Here is a 16,285-nt window from a genome sequence, read left to right as displayed (position 1 = left end):
AGGCTCGAACCATGACCGCCACGTCGCTCGCACCGACCCGTCACCGGTCCCGGACCGCGCCGCTCGCCGCCGGCTGGCTCGCGCTCTGGGGCGTGCTCGCCCTGATCTCCACCGTGACCCGCGCCGGCTACCCGTTCGGCGACAACGACCGGGACCGCGACGTCAACCTGCTCCGCCTGGTGCCGGTGTCGGTCGGGCCGGCGCTGTTCGCGGCGCTGCTGCTCACCGCCGCGGTCGTCGCGCTGGCCATGGCCGGCCCGGTCGCCCACCCGTCCCGGCCGTTGCGCGCGCTGCTGCTCGGCTACGGCTGGGCGGTCGCGTTCGGGCTGGCCGTGGTGGTGCCGGACACCCGGGTGCTGATCACGCTGGGCTACGCGCCGATCCTGCTCGTCGGCGCGCCGTTCGGCTGGCCACCTGTCGACTACGCCGACGTGTTCACCTGGACGCTGCTGTGCAAGACCGCCGCGATGGCGGGCGGGGTGCTGCTCGCCCTGGCGGTGCTCGGCTGGCAACGCCGTACCGTCGGGGCCTGTGCCGGCTGCGGCCGGGGCGACGCCGGGCGGGGCTGGACCACCCCGGCCGCCGCGGCCCGCTGGGGGCGCGGGGCGGCCTGGACCGCCGCGGTCATCCCCACCCTGTACGCGCTCACCCGGCTCGCCTGGGCCGCCGGCATCCCGCTCGGCATCTCCCGCGACTTCCTCGACGAGATGCACGACAGCGGGCTCGTCTGGGCGGGCGCCGGGCTGGGCGCGTTCGCGGTGGCCGGGGCGGTGCTCACGCTCGGGCTGGTCCGGCCCTGGGGCGAGCGGTTCCCCCGGTGGATGGTCGGCCTGGCCGGCCGCCGGGTGCCGGTGTCGCTCGCCGTGGCGCCCGCCACGCTCGTCGCGCTCGCGGTCACCGCCGGCTCCCTCGGGCTGCTCACCGCCCCACGGTTCTGGGCGTTGACCGGCGGGTTCAGCCTCACCACGCTGCCGATGCTGCTCTGGCCGCTGTGGGGCGTGGCGCTCGGCGCCGCCGCGTACGCCTACCTGCTGCGCCGCCGCGGCGCCTGCCGCCGCTGCGGGCGCTGACCGCCCCCGGTGGTCGGTCCCGGTCACGGGGCGGGACCGACCACCGGGCGACGCGGGAAAACTGAGCTAGCGTGGTGCGGGTGAGCGCTCACTCCCAGGTTTCCCCGGCTCCGCCGGCCGAGCTGCCCGCCACGCTCGGCGCGCTGCGTGCGACCGGTCACCACTACCGCACCGTCAAGCAGGAACTCCGCGACAACCTCCTCGCCCGGATGCGGTCCGGCGAGGAGCGCTTCCCCGGCATCGTCGGCTACCAGGACACGGTGCTGCCCGAGGTCGAGCGGGCGCTGCTCGCCGGCCACGACATGGTGCTGCTCGGCGAGCGGGGGCAGGGCAAGACCCGGCTGATCCGCGCGCTCGGCGGCCTGCTCGACGAGTGGACCCCGGTGATCCCCGGCTCGGTGCTCAACGAGCACCCGATGCACCCGCTCACCCCGGCCAGCCGGGCCCAGGTGGCCGAGGCCGGCGACGACCTGTCGATCGGCTGGCTGCACCGCTCGATGCGCTACGGCGAGAAGCTCGCCACGCCGGACACCAGCGTGGGCGACCTGATCGGCGACGTCGACCCGGTCCGGCTCGCCCAGGGGCGGACGCTCGGCGACCCGGAGACCATCCACTTCGGCCTCGTCCCGCGCACCAACCGGGGCGTGTTCGCCGTCAACGAGCTGCCCGACCTGGCCGAACGGATCCAGGTGGCGCTGCTCAACGTGCTGGAGGAGCGGGACATCCAGGTCCGTGGCTACCAGCTCCGGCTGCCGCTGGACCTGCTGCTGGTGGCCAGCGCCAACCCGGAGGACTACACCAACCGGGGCCGGATCATCACTCCGCTCAAGGACCGCTTCGGCGCCGAGATCCGCACCCACTACCCGCTCGACCTGGAGCTGGAGCTGGCGTTGATCCGGCAGGAGGCCGACCTGGTCGCAGGCGTGCCGGAGCACGTGCTGGAGGTGCTCGCCCGGTTCGCCCGCGGGGTGCGCGAGTCGCCGTCGGTGGACCCGCGCTCCGGGGTGTCCGCCCGGTTCGCCATCGCCGCCGCGGAGACCGTGGCCGCCGCCGCGCTGCGCCGCTCCGGCCTGCTCGCCGCCGGCGCCACCGATGACACCGGCGCCACCGATGACACCGCCGACGCCGGGTCCGGCCGCGCGCCGGAGGAGGCGGTGGCGCGCGTCGGCGACGCGGTCTCGGTGACGTCGACGCTGCGCGGGAAGGTCGAGTTCGAGAGCGGCGAGGAGGGGCGCGAGATCGAGGTGCTCGCGCACCTGCTGCGTACCGCCACGGCGGAGACGTTCCGGGCCCGGCTGTCCGGGCTGGACCTGTCCGGCTTCACCGGGCTGGTCGCCGAGGGCGGCGCCGTCGAGACCGGGGAGCTGGTCTCCGCCGCGGAGCTGCTGCGCCAGGTCGGCACCGTGCCGGGGCTGGCCAAGGTGCTCGACCGGCTCGGTCTGGGTGACGCGCCCAGCCCGGCGGAGGCCGCCGCCGGCGTCGAGTTCGTCCTCGAAGGGCTGCACCTGACCCGCCGGCTCGGCAAGGACGTCACCGACTCCGGGCGCACCGTCTACGGCGGCCGGGGCTGACCATGGCCGGCAACCGGTTCCGGTACGGGCAGTGGCGCGGCGGGCCCGACCCGCTCGCCCCGCCGTACGACGTGCGTGCCGCGGTGGACGCGGTCGGCGCGGAGGTGCTCGGCGGGGGCAGCCTCCGGGAGGCGCTGCGGGACCTGCTGCGGCGCGGCCCGGACGGTCGCGGCGGCCTCCAGGACCTGGCCGCCCGGGCGCGGCGGCTGCGCCGGGAGGCGTTGCGCCGGGGCGACCTGGACGGCGCGGTGACCCGGGCCCAGGCGCTGCTCGACCAGGCGCTCGCCGCCGAGCGGGACGAGCTGCGGGGCCGCGACGGCGACGACGCCCGGTTCGCCGAGGCGGTGCTGGACAATCTGCCCCGGTCCACCGCGCGCGCGGTCTCCGAGCTGTCCGAATACGACTGGGCCAGCGCCGAGGCCCGCCAGACGTACCAGCGGATCCTCGACGGGCTGCGGGGCGACGTGTTGGAGCAGCGCTTCGCCGGGCTGCGGGACGCGGCGCGGGCCGCCGGTGACCCGGACGCCCAGCGGCAGCTCGGCGACATGATGCGCGACCTCAACGAGCTGCTCGCCCGGCACGCCCGCTCGGAGGACACCACCGACGCGTTCGCCGAGTTCATGCGCCGGCACGGCGAGTTCTTCCCGGAACGGCCCCGCAACGTCGACGAGCTGATCGACGTGCTGGCCCGCCGGTCGGCGGCCGGGGAACGACTGATGCGGTCGCTGTCGGACCGGCAGCGCGAGGAGCTGGCCGGGCTGATGCGCCAGTCGCTCGGCGACCGGCTCGCCGGGGAGCTGTCCCAACTCGACGCGCACCTGCGTTCGCTGCGCCCCGACCTGAACTGGCAGCGCGGCGAACGCGTCCGCGGCGACCAGCCGCTCGGTTACGGCGAGGCGACCGGCGCGCTCGACGAGATCGCCGAACTCGACGAGCTGCTGGACTCGCTCGACCAGGACCAGGCCGGCGCCACGCTTGACGACGTCGACGTCGACGCGGTGGCCCGGACGCTGGGCCGGGACGCCGCCGACGACGTACGCCGCCTGCGCGACCTGGAGCGGGAGTTGCGCCGCCAGGGCTGGGTGACCCGGGACGCGGACGGCCTCACGCTCAGCCCGAAGGCGTTGCGCCGGCTCGCCGGCACCGCGCTGCGGCGGGTCTTCGCCGACCTGACGGCCGGTCCCCGGGGCCAGCACGACCTGCGCTCCGCCGGTGCGGCCGGCGAGGTCAGCGGTGCCTCCCGCCCCTGGGAGTACGGCGACGAGCAGCCGCTGGACGTGGTGCGCACGCTGACCCGGGCGGTCCGCCGGGCCGGCCCCGGCGTGCCGGTGCCGCTCGCGGTCGAGGACTTCGAGGTGATGGAGACCGAGCGTCGGGCGTCCGCGGCGGTGGTGCTCTGCGTCGACCTGTCGTACTCGATGATCTCGCAGGGGCGGTGGGGCCCGATGAAGCAGACGGCGCTGGCGCTGTCGCACCTGATGGCCACCCGGTTCCCGCAGGACGCGTTGCAGATCGTCGGCTTCGGGCGGGAGGCGATGCCGCTGACCCAGCAGGAGCTGGCGGCGGCGGAGCCGGACATGGAGCAGGGCACCAACCTCCAGCACGCGTTGCGGCTGGCGGGCCGGCACCTGCGCCGCCACCCGGGCGCCGAGCCGGTGGTGCTCGTGGTGACCGACGGCGAGCCCACCGCCCATCTGGATCCGGACGACGGCGAGGCGTACTTCAACTGGCCCCCGCTGCCGGAGACGATCGAGGCGACCATCCGTGAGGTGGACAAGCTGACCCGGTACGGCGCCACGCTCAACCTGTTCATGCTCGGCGACGATCCGGGGCTGCGCCGGTTCGTCGACGCGGTGGCCCGCCGTTCCGGCGGCCGGATGTTCACCCCCGACCTGAACGACCTCGGCGAGTACGTCGTCTCCGACTACCTCCGCGCCCGCCACGGCCGCCGCTGACCCCCGACCCCGCCGGGCCGCTGCCCGCGCGGATTCACGGAAAGCGTGGCCATTCCGCGTGCCATGGCCACGCTTTCCGCGAATCCGCGCGGGGTGGGGGTGGGATGGGGTTGGATGCGGGCATGGACGAGGTGGACGCCGGAGCGCTGCGGCGGGCGTATGACGAGCTGCTCGCCGAGGTGGACGCGGGCGGGTTCGGGTCGCCGCCGGAGGGGGAGCTGAGCGCCGAGCAGATCGTCGCGCACCTCGCCGCCAACGACGAGCTGATGAGCGAGGCGACCGAGGCGGTGCTGGCCGGGTCGCCGTTCGCGTACTACGACCTGGACGCCGTGCACCGCCCGCAGCTCGACGCGCTGGTCTCCGAGTGCGGCGGGCTGGACGCGCTGGCCGCGCTGCTGCGGGGCACCAGCCTGAAGCTCTGCGCGCTGGCCGAGCGGCTCGGCCCGGCCGCCGAGACACCCGTCGAGACCGTGCTGCGCGAGGGCTTCGACCTGGACGTGGACGACTCGCTGCCCTGGGGGCGCGCGCTCGACCTGCACATCCGGGTGCACCTGCCGCTGCACCTGACCCAGCTCCGCGCGCTACGCCGGCAGCCCCACCCGGCCTGACCCCAGGGGTGCGCGGAAGGCGCGGCGGTAGGCGGTGGGGGCCACGCCCACCCGGGCGTGGAAATGCTGGCGCAGGGCGGCGGTGGTGCCGAAGCCGGCGTCCCGGGCGATCCGGTCGACGCTCAGGTCTGTGGTCTCCAGCAGCGCCCGGGCGTGCTCGGTGCGCTGCCGCAGCAGCCACTGCGCCGGGCTGAGCCCGGTCTCGGAGCGGAAGTGCCGGGTGAACGTGCGGACGCTCATCCGCGCGTGCGCGGCCATCTCGCGCAACGTGACCGGTTCGTGCAGCCGTTGCCGGGCCCACTCGCGGGTGGCCGCGGTGCCGGTGGCCGTGGCCCGGGGCACCGGCCGCTCGATGTACTGGGCCTGGCCGCCGTCGCGCCACGGCGGCACCACGCAGCGGCGGGCCGCCCGGTTGGCCACCGCGCTGCCGTGGTCGGTGCGGATCACGTGCAGGCAGAGGTCGATGCCGGCGGCCACCCCGGCCGAGGTGAGCACCGACCCGTCGTCGACGAAGAGCACCTCGGGGTCGAGCCGTACGCCCGGGTACAGCCGCCGGAAGCGGGCCGCGTACGCCCAGTGGGTGGTGGCCGGCCGGCCGTCGAGCAGGCCGGCGGCGGCGAGCACGAACGCGCCGGTGCAGATGGACATGATCCGGGCGCCCCGCTCGTGGGCGGCGCGCAGCGCGTCCGCCACGTCGTCGTCCACCGTGCCGGCGGTGAGCGGCGGGCCCTCGTGGATGCCGGGGACGATCACCGTGTCGGCGGTGTCAAGCGCGTCGAGGCCGTGGTCGGGGAGCACCCGGAAGCCGCCCGTGCTGCGGACCGGACGGGCCCCGGCGGTGCAGGTGGTGACCGCGTACAGCCGGGTCGGGTCCGTGACGCGGGCGGCGCCGAAGAGCTGGGCGGGGGTGCCGAGGTCGAGGGCGACCACGCCGTCCAGGGCGAGCACGACGACGCGGTGCGGCGGCAGGGCGGGCATGGCCCGATTATTGCGCATGATGGCTTTCCGGCCACTCGTCCCCGGTGCCCGCCGAGGCGAGACTCGGTGGGTGAGAAGACTGCACCCGGCCTGGCTGGTCGCCGGCGTCGCGTTCGTGGCGCTGGTCGGCGCCGCCGGCTTCCGGGCCACCCCGGGCGTCCTGCTGCATCCGTTGCACGCCGAGTTCGGCTGGCCGCTCGCCACCATCTCCGCCGCCGTCTCGGTCAACCTGCTGCTCTACGGCGTCACCGCCCCGTTCGCCGCGGCCCTGATGGACCGGTTCGGCATCCGCCGGGTGGTGGCCGTCGCGCTGCTGCTGGTGGCCGCCGGCAGCGGGCTGACCGTGGCGATGACCGAGAGCTGGCAGCTCATCCTCTGCTGGGGCGTGCTGGTCGGGCTGGGCACCGGCTCGATGGCGCTGGCGTTCGTGGCGACCGTCACCGGGCGCTGGTTCGTCCGCCGCCGGGGCCTGGTCACCGGCGTGCTCACCGCCGGCGGGGCGGCCGGGCAACTGGTGTTCCTCCCGCTGCTCGCGGTGCTGGTGCGCGACCACGGGTGGCGGACGGCGGCACTCGTCGTGGCCGGGGCCGCGCTCGCCGTCGTACCCCTGGTGGGGTGGTTGCTGCGCGAGCACCCGGCGGATCTCGGCCGACCCGCCTACGGCGCGACCGAGGTCGTGCCGCCGGCCCGGCCGGCGGGCGGCGCGGCGGGCCGCGCGGTCGGCGCGCTGACCGCCGCCGCGCGGACCCGGCCGTTCTGGCTGCTCGCCGGCGGCTTCGCGATCTGCGGCGCGACCACCAACGGGCTGGTCGGCACGCACTTCGTGCCGGCCGCGCACGACCACGGCATGCCGGAGACCACCGCCGCCGGCCTGCTCGCCGTGGTCGGGCTCTTCGACATCGCCGGTTCGATCGCCTCCGGCTGGCTCACCGACCGGGTGGACGCCCGGCTGCTGCTCGGCGCCTACTACGCGCTGCGCGGCGCGTCGCTGCTGGTGCTGCCGAGCCTGTTCGCCGGCCGGGCCGAGCCGAGCATGCTCGTCTTCATCGTCTTCTACGGGCTGGACTGGGTGGCCACCGTGCCGCCGACGGTGGCGCTGTGCCGGGAGTGGTTCGGCGCGTCCGGCGCGGTGGTGTTCGGCTGGGTGTTCGCCGCGCACCAGGCGGGCGCCGCGCTGGCCGCCACCGGCGCCGGCCTGGTCCGGGACCGCCTCGGCGACTACGCGATGGCCTGGTACGTGGCCGGTGCGCTGTCGATCGGCGCGGCCGGGCTCTCCCTGCTGCTGCGCCGACGGCCCGCGCTCGCGTTGCCCGTGGTCGCGGCCGGCCGGCGGGCCTGGAGCTACCGGGGCTGACCGGTCAGCCGAGCGCCCACTGCTGCTCGGCGGCGCCGCCGCACGGCGCCTGTTCCAGCTCCCGACCGGCCTCGGTGCCCGCGTCGTCGACCTGCGCGCACCTGCCGCTGTGCACGGCGACCAGCAGCACCGGCCCGCCGCCTGTCGGCTGGAGCTTCCACTGCTGGTTGGCCTGCCCGTTGCAGGACCACTGCTGCACGTCGGCGCCGTCGTCGGTGCTCGCCTCGTTGACGTCGAGGCACTTGCCGCTGGCGGCGTTGACCAGCAGGTAGGTGTCGGGGGCGACCGGCGTGACCACCCACTGCTGCTCCGGCCCGCCGGTGCAGTCGGCGAGCGCGGCCTGCGCGCCCTCCGGGTCGTCGCCGGTGACGCCGACGCAGCGCCCGGACGGCACGCCCCGGATCACCCGGGGCGTGGCCACCGGCGCGGCCGGTGTCTCCGGCGTCGCGCTCGGCGTGGGCGACGGCGCGGCCCTGGTCGTCGGCGGGGCCGAACTCGGCTCGCTCTCCGCCGGGGTCGGCACGGCCGCCGCCGGCACCACCGGCCGGTCGGCCCCGCCCCCCAGCACGCCGGTCGCGAAGAACACCCCCAGGAGTACGCCGACCAGGCCGATGCCCAGCGCGGTCCGCATCAGCGGGTCCCGGGGCAGCCGGCTCCCGCCGCGGGCGGGGCGGGCACCGTAGACGGTGCCGGACGGGTCGGGACGCGGGTCGGCCATGGGGGCATCCTGACCCACCGGAGCCGCCGAGGGCCAGTCGCCCCGGCGGCCGGTGACTCAGTCGACGACCCGGACGTCCTTCCAGAACGCCACCCGGTCCCGCACCATCTCGGCCTCGGACTTCGGGTCGGGGTAGTACCAGACCGCGTCCGGGCTGGTGGCCCCGTCGTGTTCCAGCGTGTAGTAGGAGGCGGTCCCCTTCCACGGGCAGACCGTGTGCGTGTCGGAGGAGCGGATCAGGTCGTCGCGCAGGGCCGTACGCGGGAAGTAGTGGTTGCCCTCGACCAGCACGGTGTCGTCGCTCTCCGCGACGACCAGGTCGTTCCAGACGGCTTTCGGCATGTCCTTCACGCTATGCCGCGACCCGCCCGTCGGCCACCGTCGAGGGTGCCACGAATTGTCGGACCGGGGCGTAAGGTGATCTCATGCGAGCTGTCCGTGATCATGAACGGGCGGTGGACGCGTTGCGGCGGTCCTACGCCGCGGTGCCCGCCGGTGAGACGGTGCGGCTGGCCAAGCAGACGTCGAACCTGTTCCGTCCCCGTTCCGCGCCCCAGGTGCCGGGGCTGGACGTGCGCGGTCTGACCGGGGTGCTCGACGTCGACGCGACGGCCCGCACCGCCGACGTGCAGGGCATGTGCACCTACGAGGACCTGGTCGACGCGACGCTGCCGCACGGGCTGATGCCGCTGGTCGTGCCGCAGTTGCGCACCATCACGCTGGGCGGCGCGGTGACCGGCCTGGGCATCGAGTCGACGTCCTTCCGCAACGGCCTGCCGCACGAGTCGGTGACCGAGATGGACGTGCTCACCGGCGCGGGGGAGCTGATCACCACCCGTCCCCGGGGCGAGCACGCCGAGCTGCACCGGGCGTTCCCCAACTCGCTGGGCAGCCTCGGGTACGCCACCCGGCTGCGCATCGAGCTGCAACCGGTCGGCCGGCACGTGGCGCTGCGCAACATCCGCTTCACCCGGCTGGAGGAGCTGGTCGACGCGATCGGCGAGGTGGTCGACAAGGGCGCGTTCGGGGGCGAGCCCGTCGACGCCATGGACGGCGTGATGTTCAGCCCCGGCGAGTCCTACCTGGTGCTCGCCACGTTCACCGACCAGGCCGACGGCCGTCCGTCCGACTACACCGGCCAGGAGATCTACTACCGCTCCCTGCGTCGGCGCACCCGCGACGTGCTGACCGCGTACGACTATCTCTGGCGGTGGGACACCGACTGGTTCTGGTGCTCGTCCGCGTTCGGCGTGCAGCACCCGGTCCTCCGGCGGCTCTGGCCGCAGCGCTACCGGCGCAGCGACTTCTATCACAAGATCGTGCGCTTCGAGCACCGGCACCAGGTGGCCGCCCGGGTCGACAGGTGGCGGGGCCGGCCGGCGCGCGAGCGGGTGGTGCAGGACGTGGAGATCCCGCTGGCGCGTACGCCGGAGTTCCTGCGCTGGTTCGCGGCGAACGTGGGAATGAATCCGGTGTGGCTCTGCCCGCTGCGGTTGCGGGAGCCGGCCGGCCCGGGATCGGCCCGGGCGTGGCCGCTGTATCCGCTCCAACCGGGCGAGACCTATGTGAACATCGGCTTCTGGGGCAGCGTCCCAATCGCGCCGGGCGCCGCCGACGGCGACGTCAACCGGCGGATCGAGCACATGGTGTCGGAGACGGGCGGCCACAAGTCGCTCTACTCCGACGCGTACTACGACCGGGCCGCGTTCGACCGGCTCTACGGCGGGGAGACCTGGCGCGCCGTGAAGGACTGCTACGACCCGGAGCACCGACTCACCGGACTGTACGAGAAGGCGGTATCCCGAGCATGAGTCTGACCGACCGAACACCGGGGGCGGCGAGCGCCCCGGCCGGGCCGCCCACGGGCGGCCGGAGCACCGGACCGACCGTCGCGGACGTGATCCGCGCGGTGACCACCGGCGACCTGCCCGTCCGGGTCACCGGGTACGACGGCAGCGCGGTGGGCCCGGCCGACGCCGGGATCACCCTGGCGATCCGCACCGAGCGGGGTCTGTCGTACCTCCTCACCGCGCCGGGTGACCTGGGCATGGCCCGGGCCTACGTCAGCGGTGACCTGGGGCTCGACGGTGTGCACCCCGGTGACCCGTACGAGGCGTTGCGGGTGCTCAAGGACGAGATGCCGCTGCGGATGCCGCCGGTGGCCGACGCGCTGGCCCTGGTCAAGGGGCTGGGCTGGGAGCGGCTGCGGCCCCCGCCGGCCCCGCCGCAGGAGGCGGCGCCGCGCTGGAAACGGGTGGTGAACGGGCTGCGTCACTCGCGGGCGCGGGACAGCACCGCGATCTCCCACCACTACGACGTGTCGAACGCCTTCTACGAGAAGGTGCTCGGCGAGTCCATGACGTACACCTGCGCGGTCTTCCGCAGCCCCGGCGACACGCTGGAGGAGGCGCAGCGGGCCAAGTACGACCTGGTCGCCGGCAAGCTGGCGCTCACCCCGGGGATGCGGCTGCTGGACGTCGGCTGCGGCTGGGGCGGCATGGTCCGGCACGCGGCCCGGGAGTACGGCGTCAAGGCGCTGGGCGTGACACTGTCCAGGGCACAGGCCGAGTGGGCGCAGGCCGCGATCGAGCGGGAGGGGCTGGGCGACCTGGCCGAGGTGCGGCACCTCGACTACCGGGACGCGCCGCGCGAGCAGTTCGACGCGATCTCCTCGATCGGGCTGACCGAGCACATCGGCGTGCGCAACTACCCGGCCTACTTCGGCGCGTTGCGGTCCCGGCTCAAGCCCGGTGGTCGGCTGCTCAACCACTGCATCACCCGGGCCGACAACCGGGCGCCGCACCGCTCCGGCGCGTTCATCGACAGGTACGTCTTCCCGGACGGTGAGCTGGCCGGCCCGGGGCGGCTGATCAGCGAGATCCACGACGCCGGGTTCGAGGTGCACCACGAGGAGAACCTGCGCCAGCACTACGCGCTGACGCTGGCCGGCTGGTGCCGCAACCTGGTCGAGCACTGGGACTTCTGCGTCGACGAGGTCGGTCCGGGCACCGCCCGGGTGTGGGGCCTCTACATGGCCGGCTCCCGGATGGCGTTCGAACGCAACGGCATCCAACTGCACCAGGTGCTCGCCACGCACAACGGCCCGCAGGGGGTGAACGGCTACCCGCTGCGTCCGGACTGGACGCCCTGAAAGGAGGGGCCCCCTGTTAACGCCTCAGGTATAGGAGGGGGCCCCGCTTAACACGTGCCGCGGGTGGGTAATGCCGGGCGATGTTCTTCATCTTCGGGCTGCGGACCAAGGTCACCCGGTCCGGCGTCGTCACCCGGGTCTGCCGGCACTGCGGCAACCAGGCCGCACAGGTGATCACCCGGCGGGCCACGAAGTTCAGCCTCTTCTTCGTCCCGCTGATCCCGGTGCGCACCCGGTACGCGCAGCAGTGCACGTTCTGCGGCGCCGAGTACGACATCTCCCGCGCCGAGGCCGAGCGCCTTCCGGTCGGCTGACCGTGACGCGCTTCCTCTGCTGGCTGATGGGACGGCCGATGGTCACACCGCCCGCCGTACCGGTGCACACCGCCGCCCGCCCACCCTGCACGCCCGGGCGTCGTCACCGTCGCCGGCGCCGGCCGACGGCGGGCGCGCTGTCCCCGCGCTCCCCGTGGAACCGTTCCGCCGGCCGCTGACCCACCGGAGCGGGTGTTAACAGGGGGCCCCGCCTCTACCGGAGGCGTTAAGCGGGGGCCCCTCCTTACACTTCATCGGGTGGAAGATCGGCTGGGGGAGATTCGGGGTGGGGGGCCGCCGCGGCGGCACAACGCCCGCACCATCGCGGCGCTGACCGGCAACCCCGGGTGCACCCGGCGCGCCGTGCTGGACAGCGCCGGCGCGGACAAGCCGGCGCTGGCCGAGCGGCTGGGCTTCCCGGCCCGGTTCGGGCAGTCCCGGTTCGCCATCACCCGGGGCAACGCGTTCGAGGCCCAGGTCAAGGCGGACGGCGGGGTGGAGTTGCTGCGCCTGGTGGCGGAGCGGCTCGGCGTACCGGTGCCGGCGGGCGCGACCTGGACGGACCTGGGCGGCGACGAGGACCGGACGGCACGCTCCCGGGCGGCGTTGACGGCTGGCGGGGACGCTCCGGCGTTGTTCGACCATCCGCTGCTCGGTCTGGACGTGGCCGGCCGCCGCGTGTACCTGGAGCCGGACCTGGTCGCCGCGCGGCTGGCCGGCCGGTTCCACGTCGTGGAGATCAAGTCGTTTCCGGTGATCGACGGGCAGGCCGACCCGGCCAAGGTGGCCGCCGCCGCGATCCAGTCCGCGGTCTACGTGCTGGCGTTGCGGGAGCTGCTCACCGCCGCGGGACGCGATCCGGAGCTGGTCTCGCACGAGGTGGTGCTGATCTGCCCGCGCGACTTCGCCAACCGGCCGGTGGCCAGCCTGCTCGACGTCCGTCGGCAGCTCCTGGTGCTGCGCCGGCAGCTCGCCCGGATGGCCCGCGTCGACGACCTGCTGGCGACCCTGCCGGCCGGCTTCACCGCCGATCCGGCGGCCGACCCGGCCACGCTGGCCGCCGCGCTGCACGAGGTGCCGGCCCGCTACGCGCCGGACTGCCTGGCCGCCTGCGAGCTGGCCTTCTTCTGCCGGCACGAGGCGCGCGGCCAGACCGGGGCGCTGGGTCGGCCGGTCCGGGAGGCGCTCGGCGGTGTGCCGGCGGTGGCGGACGTGCTGGCGCTCGCCGCGGGCGTCCGTACCCCGGAGCCGGAGCAGGCGGAGGCCGCCGCGCTGCTGCGGGCCGCCGCGCGCCTGCGCGCCGACGCGCTCGCCGGAAACCCCGCATGAGTACGCCCCGAAGCGCGCGGGCGCGTCGAGCGGGGCAGCCGCGGTGAGTACGCTGCGCGCGCTGGCCCGGGCGCAGGCGGTCGCTGCCGGGCGGGCCCAGCCGGTGGCCACGGTCCGGCACCTGCACCTCTCGGACCGGCCGCTGGTGCTGGTGCCGCTGGCTCTCGCGGGTGAGGCGAACGCCCCGCTGGCCGTGCTGGTGGGCGCCGCGCCGGACGAGGCCCGGCTGCTGGTGGTGCCGCAGCCCCGCAACCGGGACCAGCGGTTCGCGTTCGCCGCCGAGCTGGCCGGCATCGTGCTGCCCTATCTGGACTCGTTCCGCGGCGTGACCGAGGCGGTGGCGGTGGACCGGGGACGGGACGTCCGCCACCGGTACGTCGACGCGCCGCAACTGCTGGTGCCGAACCCGGCCGGGGTCACGTTCCTGCGGCTGTTCGGCCGGTCCACCCGGTTCCGTCGTCCGGACGGCGACTATCCGGTCCACCCGTCGGTGCCGCTGCTCGGCCGCTGGTTGACGTTCTTCGCGGAGCGGGCCGAGCAGCCCGGCTCGGCAGCGCTGCTGGCGATGACCGACGCGTTGACGCTGCACTGGGCGACCGGGCAGAGCGCGGTGGAGGACCTGCACCTGCCGGCGTTACTCGGCTGGCTCGACCCGCCGCCGGGGTCGACCGGGGCCGAGGCGGCGCTCCGGGCCGAGGACCCGGCGCTCGTGCCACCGGCCGGGCCGGCCACCGACCCGGACTTCGACAACCACCGGCTGGCCCCGGCGATCGAGGCGTACGCCGGGGACGATCCGGCGGCGTACGACGAGCTTGCCGGGCTGCTGCGCGGTCAGCTCGCGCCCACCTGGGAGCTGATGTGGCGCGGTGTCGGGCTGTTGCGGGCGTTGCCGCCCGGCGCGCGGGTGGCGGGCCGGTGGGCGGGGGACCGGGACGCGTTCACCGGGTACGCCGAGCACGTGGATGCCGGCGGCGGTCCGCAGCCGCGCCGGGACGGCGCGGTGGCCGCGGCGCTGCGGTTGCAGCGGCTGGAGCGGGCGTTGACCGCGTGGGCGGTGCAGCGGGCGTACGACGATCCGCTGGTGATGGCCGAGCACCGGCTGGCCGGGGAGGCGTTCGTGGGCGAGGTGACGCTGGCGGATCCGAAGCGGGTGGACGACTCCGGCCGGCGGCCGGTGCTGCGGCCCCGGATCCAGGTGGTGACCGTCGAGCCGGTGCCGATGCCGGTGGGCGCGACGCTGTACTCGCCGGCCCGGCCGGGGCAGAAGGCGACTGTGGTGTTCGTGACCCCGGGCGGGGACGGCAAGACGGAGGTGGTGCTGGAGCTGTCCGGCGGGATGGGGCGCGGGCTGACCGCGCCGGCCGGCAGCGTGCCGGAGGTGGGGGAGCGCATCTGCCTGACCAGTCTCTCCGACGGGTACCTGCCGGGTGGCGTGTTCCCGACGCCGGAGGAGACGCCGTGGACGCACGGCGGACCGCCGGAGCATCACGACGGGTAGTTGCATCAGTTTATTTACATGCTTGAAACTTAATCGGTTCAGTAGTGCACTGGTGGCAGCCACGCCCGACCCCCTGACCCGAAAAGGTGACCCATGCGAAGCCGCAGGATCCGCCTCGCGTCGACCGCCGCCGCCACCGTCCTGGCCGCCGCCACCGCGCTCTCCGTCGTCGCGCCGGCCGAGGCGCACACCGTCGCCCCGGCCAACGCCAACGCGTCCACCGCCACCCGCAACGTGCTCAACTGGCTCGCCCACCTGCCCAACCGCGGCAGCAACCGGATCGCCTCCGGCTTCTTCGGCGGCTACAGCAACAGCGGCTTCTCGCTCAGCCAGACCGAGGAGCTGCGCGCCGCCACCGGCCAGTACCCGGCGATCCTGAGCTGCGACTACGGCTCCGGCTGGGCGACCAACAACGACATCACCGCGCTCGTCGACTACTCCTGCAACTCGTCGCTGAAGTCCTGGTCGGCCAGCGGGGGCCTGGTCACCATCAGCGTGCACCTGCCCAGCCCGGCCAACGCCAACGGCGGCGGGCTGAACACCCCGATGGGCAACTTCGCCGACCTGCTGAACCCGTCGACCGCCGCCGGCGCCCGCTGGCGTCAGCTCCAGGACAAGCTGGCCGCCGGCCTCCAGGACCTGGAGAACGCCGGGGTGCCGGTGCTGTTCCGGCCGTTCCACGAGGTCAACGGCGACTGGTTCTGGTGGGGCAACCGCGACCCGAACACGTTCAAGCAGGTCTGGCAGCAGACGTACACCTACCTCACCGGCACCAAGGGGCTGGACAACCTGCTCTGGGTCTACTCGGCCGACTTCAGCCGGGGCAACCGCACCGCCTACTACCCGGGCAGCTCCTACGTGGACGTCGTCGGCATGGACGCGTACGACGACAACCCGCAGGTCTCCGGCATCCAGTCCGCGTACAGCGAGCTGGTCGGGCTGGGCAAGCCGTTCGCGTTCGCCGAGATCGGACCGGACAGCCAGGGCTCGTTCGACTACGGGCGCTGGGTCACCGCGTTCCAGCAGAGCTACCCGAAGACGTCCTACTTCCTGGCCTGGAACGACGGCTGGGGCCCGGCCCGCAACGCCGGCGCGAGCACGCTGTTCAACAACTCCTGGATCGCCAACCGGGGCGAGGTCGACCTGGGTAACGTCACCGAGCCGGGTGGCGGCGGCACCACCCCGCCCCCGTCCGGCGGCACGCTGCTCAACGGGTTCGAGTCCGGCACCGAGGGCTGGACCGGCGTCAACGTCACCGGCGGGCCCTGGCAGGTCACCGAGTGGGCGGCGGAGGGCACCCGCTCGCTGAAGTCCGACGTCAACCTGGGCGCCGGCGCCGCGTACCTGAAGAAGACCGCCACCACCAGCCTGAGCGGGCGTGGCACGCTGCGGGCCACCGCGCGCGTCGCGCCGTGGGGCAGTTTCGGCACCGGCAGCCAGGCGAAGCTCTACGTCAAGACCGGGGCCGGCTGGCAGTGGTTCGACGGCGGTACGGTCGCGGTCACCTCGGCCGGGGTGAACCTGTCGCTGTCGCTGGCCGGCGTGGCCAACCTCGGCGACGTGCGGGAGATCGGCGTGCAGTTCGTGCCGGGCAGCGGCGCGGGCGGCACCTCGGCGGTCTATGTGGACAACGTCACCATCCAGTAGCGCGGCGAAGTCCGATGAGGACGCGGGCCGTCTCCGCTGCGGTGGGACGGCCCGCGCCACCTCCGGTGACCGACACCGGACCGAGTCTGGCG

14 protein-coding genes are annotated in these 16,285 nt (G+C 74.7%); 11 read left to right on the top strand and 3 right to left on the bottom strand.

Translation table 11 applies throughout. From position 1 onward, the window contains the following. Window positions 1-11: 11 nt before the first annotated feature. The 4 genes from ACZ6O5_RS09510 to ACZ6O5_RS09495 all read left to right on the top strand — a co-directional run bounded on the left by ACZ6O5_RS09510 (window position 12) and on the right by ACZ6O5_RS09495 (window position 5,204). Window positions 12-1,070 (top strand): hypothetical protein, encoded by a 1,059-nt coding sequence (locus tag ACZ6O5_RS09510; protein WP_465975793.1) that lies wholly within the window; start codon window positions 12-14, stop codon window positions 1,068-1,070. A gap of 71 nt (window positions 1,071-1,141) precedes the next feature. After that, on the top strand, window positions 1,142-2,641 hold the full coding sequence (locus ACZ6O5_RS09505; protein WP_465975791.1) for a magnesium chelatase: 1,500 nt from the start codon (window positions 1,142-1,144) through the stop codon (window positions 2,639-2,641). A gap of 2 nt (window positions 2,642-2,643) precedes the next feature. Continuing rightward, window positions 2,644-4,596, top strand: coding sequence for a vWA domain-containing protein (locus ACZ6O5_RS09500; RefSeq protein WP_465975789.1), 1,953 nt, complete (start codon window positions 2,644-2,646; stop codon window positions 4,594-4,596). A 122-nt stretch (window positions 4,597-4,718) separates the two neighbouring features. Then, on the top strand, window positions 4,719-5,204 hold the full coding sequence (locus ACZ6O5_RS09495) for a hypothetical protein (protein ID WP_465975787.1): 486 nt from the start codon (window positions 4,719-4,721) through the stop codon (window positions 5,202-5,204). Here the strand turns inward: ACZ6O5_RS09495 and ACZ6O5_RS09490 are convergent. Beyond that, window positions 5,178-6,200, bottom strand: coding sequence for a GlxA family transcriptional regulator (locus ACZ6O5_RS09490; protein ID WP_465975785.1), 1,023 nt, complete (start codon window positions 6,198-6,200; stop codon window positions 5,178-5,180). The two genes, ACZ6O5_RS09495 and ACZ6O5_RS09490, sit on opposite strands and share 27 nt — an antisense overlap. Before the next feature lies 1 nt (window position 6,201). On the opposite strand from ACZ6O5_RS09490, the gene ACZ6O5_RS09485 reads away from it, so the two are divergent. Further along, window positions 6,202-7,536, top strand: a complete 1,335-nt coding sequence (locus ACZ6O5_RS09485; RefSeq protein ID WP_465975783.1) for an MFS transporter — start codon at window positions 6,202-6,204, stop codon at window positions 7,534-7,536. A gap of 4 nt (window positions 7,537-7,540) precedes the next feature. On the opposite strand, the gene ACZ6O5_RS09480 is transcribed toward ACZ6O5_RS09485, so the two are convergent. Then, window positions 7,541-8,254 carry an RICIN domain-containing protein gene (locus ACZ6O5_RS09480; protein ID WP_465975781.1) on the bottom strand — a complete coding sequence of 238 codons (714 nt, stop codon included), beginning with the start codon at window positions 8,252-8,254 and terminating at the stop codon, window positions 7,541-7,543. Window positions 8,255-8,311: 57 nt separating this feature from the next. Next, the gene (locus tag ACZ6O5_RS09475; protein ID WP_465975779.1) at window positions 8,312-8,596 is read right to left on the bottom strand and encodes a DUF427 domain-containing protein; all 285 of its coding nucleotides are present in this window, start codon (window positions 8,594-8,596) and stop codon (window positions 8,312-8,314) included. 83 nt (window positions 8,597-8,679) lie between these two features. Here ACZ6O5_RS09475 and ACZ6O5_RS09470 point away from each other — a divergent pair, with 83 nt between their 5' ends. The 6 genes from ACZ6O5_RS09470 to ACZ6O5_RS09445 all read left to right on the top strand — a co-directional run bounded on the left by ACZ6O5_RS09470 (window position 8,680) and on the right by ACZ6O5_RS09445 (window position 16,193). Further along, window positions 8,680-10,065, top strand: a complete 1,386-nt coding sequence (locus ACZ6O5_RS09470) for an FAD-binding oxidoreductase (protein ID WP_465975777.1) — start codon at window positions 8,680-8,682, stop codon at window positions 10,063-10,065. Beyond that, window positions 10,062-11,405: a class I SAM-dependent methyltransferase gene (locus tag ACZ6O5_RS09465; RefSeq protein WP_465975776.1), complete on the top strand. Its 1,344-nt coding sequence runs from the start codon at window positions 10,062-10,064 to the stop codon at window positions 11,403-11,405. The genes ACZ6O5_RS09470 and ACZ6O5_RS09465 overlap by 4 nt, the downstream gene beginning before the upstream one ends. A gap of 80 nt (window positions 11,406-11,485) precedes the next feature. Next, window positions 11,486-11,719 carry a zinc-ribbon domain-containing protein gene (locus tag ACZ6O5_RS09460; RefSeq protein ID WP_107158271.1) on the top strand — a complete coding sequence of 78 codons (234 nt, stop codon included), beginning with the start codon at window positions 11,486-11,488 and terminating at the stop codon, window positions 11,717-11,719. 258 nt (window positions 11,720-11,977) lie between these two features. Continuing rightward, complete coding sequence (locus ACZ6O5_RS09455; RefSeq protein WP_465975773.1) at window positions 11,978-13,048, top strand: hypothetical protein; 1,071 nt, start codon at window positions 11,978-11,980, stop codon at window positions 13,046-13,048. 43 nt (window positions 13,049-13,091) lie between these two features. Next, the gene (locus ACZ6O5_RS09450) at window positions 13,092-14,546 is read left to right on the top strand and encodes a hypothetical protein (protein ID WP_465975772.1); all 1,455 of its coding nucleotides are present in this window, start codon (window positions 13,092-13,094) and stop codon (window positions 14,544-14,546) included. Between the two features lie 93 nt (window positions 14,547-14,639). Then, window positions 14,640-16,193: a glycosyl hydrolase gene (locus ACZ6O5_RS09445; protein WP_465975770.1), complete on the top strand. Its 1,554-nt coding sequence runs from the start codon at window positions 14,640-14,642 to the stop codon at window positions 16,191-16,193. The last annotated feature ends 92 nt before the right edge of the window (window positions 16,194-16,285 follow it).

This window comes from Micromonospora sp. NPDC049201, assembly GCF_055586805.1.
This window is presented reverse-complemented; position numbering and strand designations above follow the sequence as displayed.

Excerpts from the sequence above, each read along its gene's own strand:
- ACZ6O5_RS09465 (WP_465975776.1), top strand. The coding sequence starts at position 10,062 with ATGAGTCTGACCGACCGAACACCGGGGGCGGCGAGCGCCCCGGCCGGG.
- ACZ6O5_RS09495 (WP_465975787.1), top strand. The coding sequence starts at position 4,719 with ATGGACGAGGTGGACGCCGGAGCGCTGCGGCGGGCGTATGACGAGCTG.
- ACZ6O5_RS09485 (WP_465975783.1), top strand. The coding sequence starts at position 6,202 with ATGGCTTTCCGGCCACTCGTCCCCGGTGCCCGCCGAGGCGAGACTCGG.
- ACZ6O5_RS09500 (WP_465975789.1), top strand. The coding sequence starts at position 2,644 with ATGGCCGGCAACCGGTTCCGGTACGGGCAGTGGCGCGGCGGGCCCGAC.
- ACZ6O5_RS09480 (WP_465975781.1), bottom strand. The coding sequence starts at position 8,254 with ATGGCCGACCCGCGTCCCGACCCGTCCGGCACCGTCTACGGTGCCCGC.
- ACZ6O5_RS09475 (WP_465975779.1), bottom strand. The coding sequence starts at position 8,596 with ATGCCGAAAGCCGTCTGGAACGACCTGGTCGTCGCGGAGAGCGACGAC.
- ACZ6O5_RS09490 (WP_465975785.1), bottom strand. The coding sequence starts at position 6,200 with ATGCGCAATAATCGGGCCATGCCCGCCCTGCCGCCGCACCGCGTCGTC.
- ACZ6O5_RS09460 (WP_107158271.1), top strand. The coding sequence starts at position 11,486 with ATGTTCTTCATCTTCGGGCTGCGGACCAAGGTCACCCGGTCCGGCGTC.
- ACZ6O5_RS09510 (WP_465975793.1), top strand. The coding sequence starts at position 12 with ATGACCGCCACGTCGCTCGCACCGACCCGTCACCGGTCCCGGACCGCG.
- ACZ6O5_RS09445 (WP_465975770.1), top strand. The coding sequence starts at position 14,640 with ATGCGAAGCCGCAGGATCCGCCTCGCGTCGACCGCCGCCGCCACCGTC.
- ACZ6O5_RS09470 (WP_465975777.1), top strand. The coding sequence starts at position 8,680 with ATGCGAGCTGTCCGTGATCATGAACGGGCGGTGGACGCGTTGCGGCGG.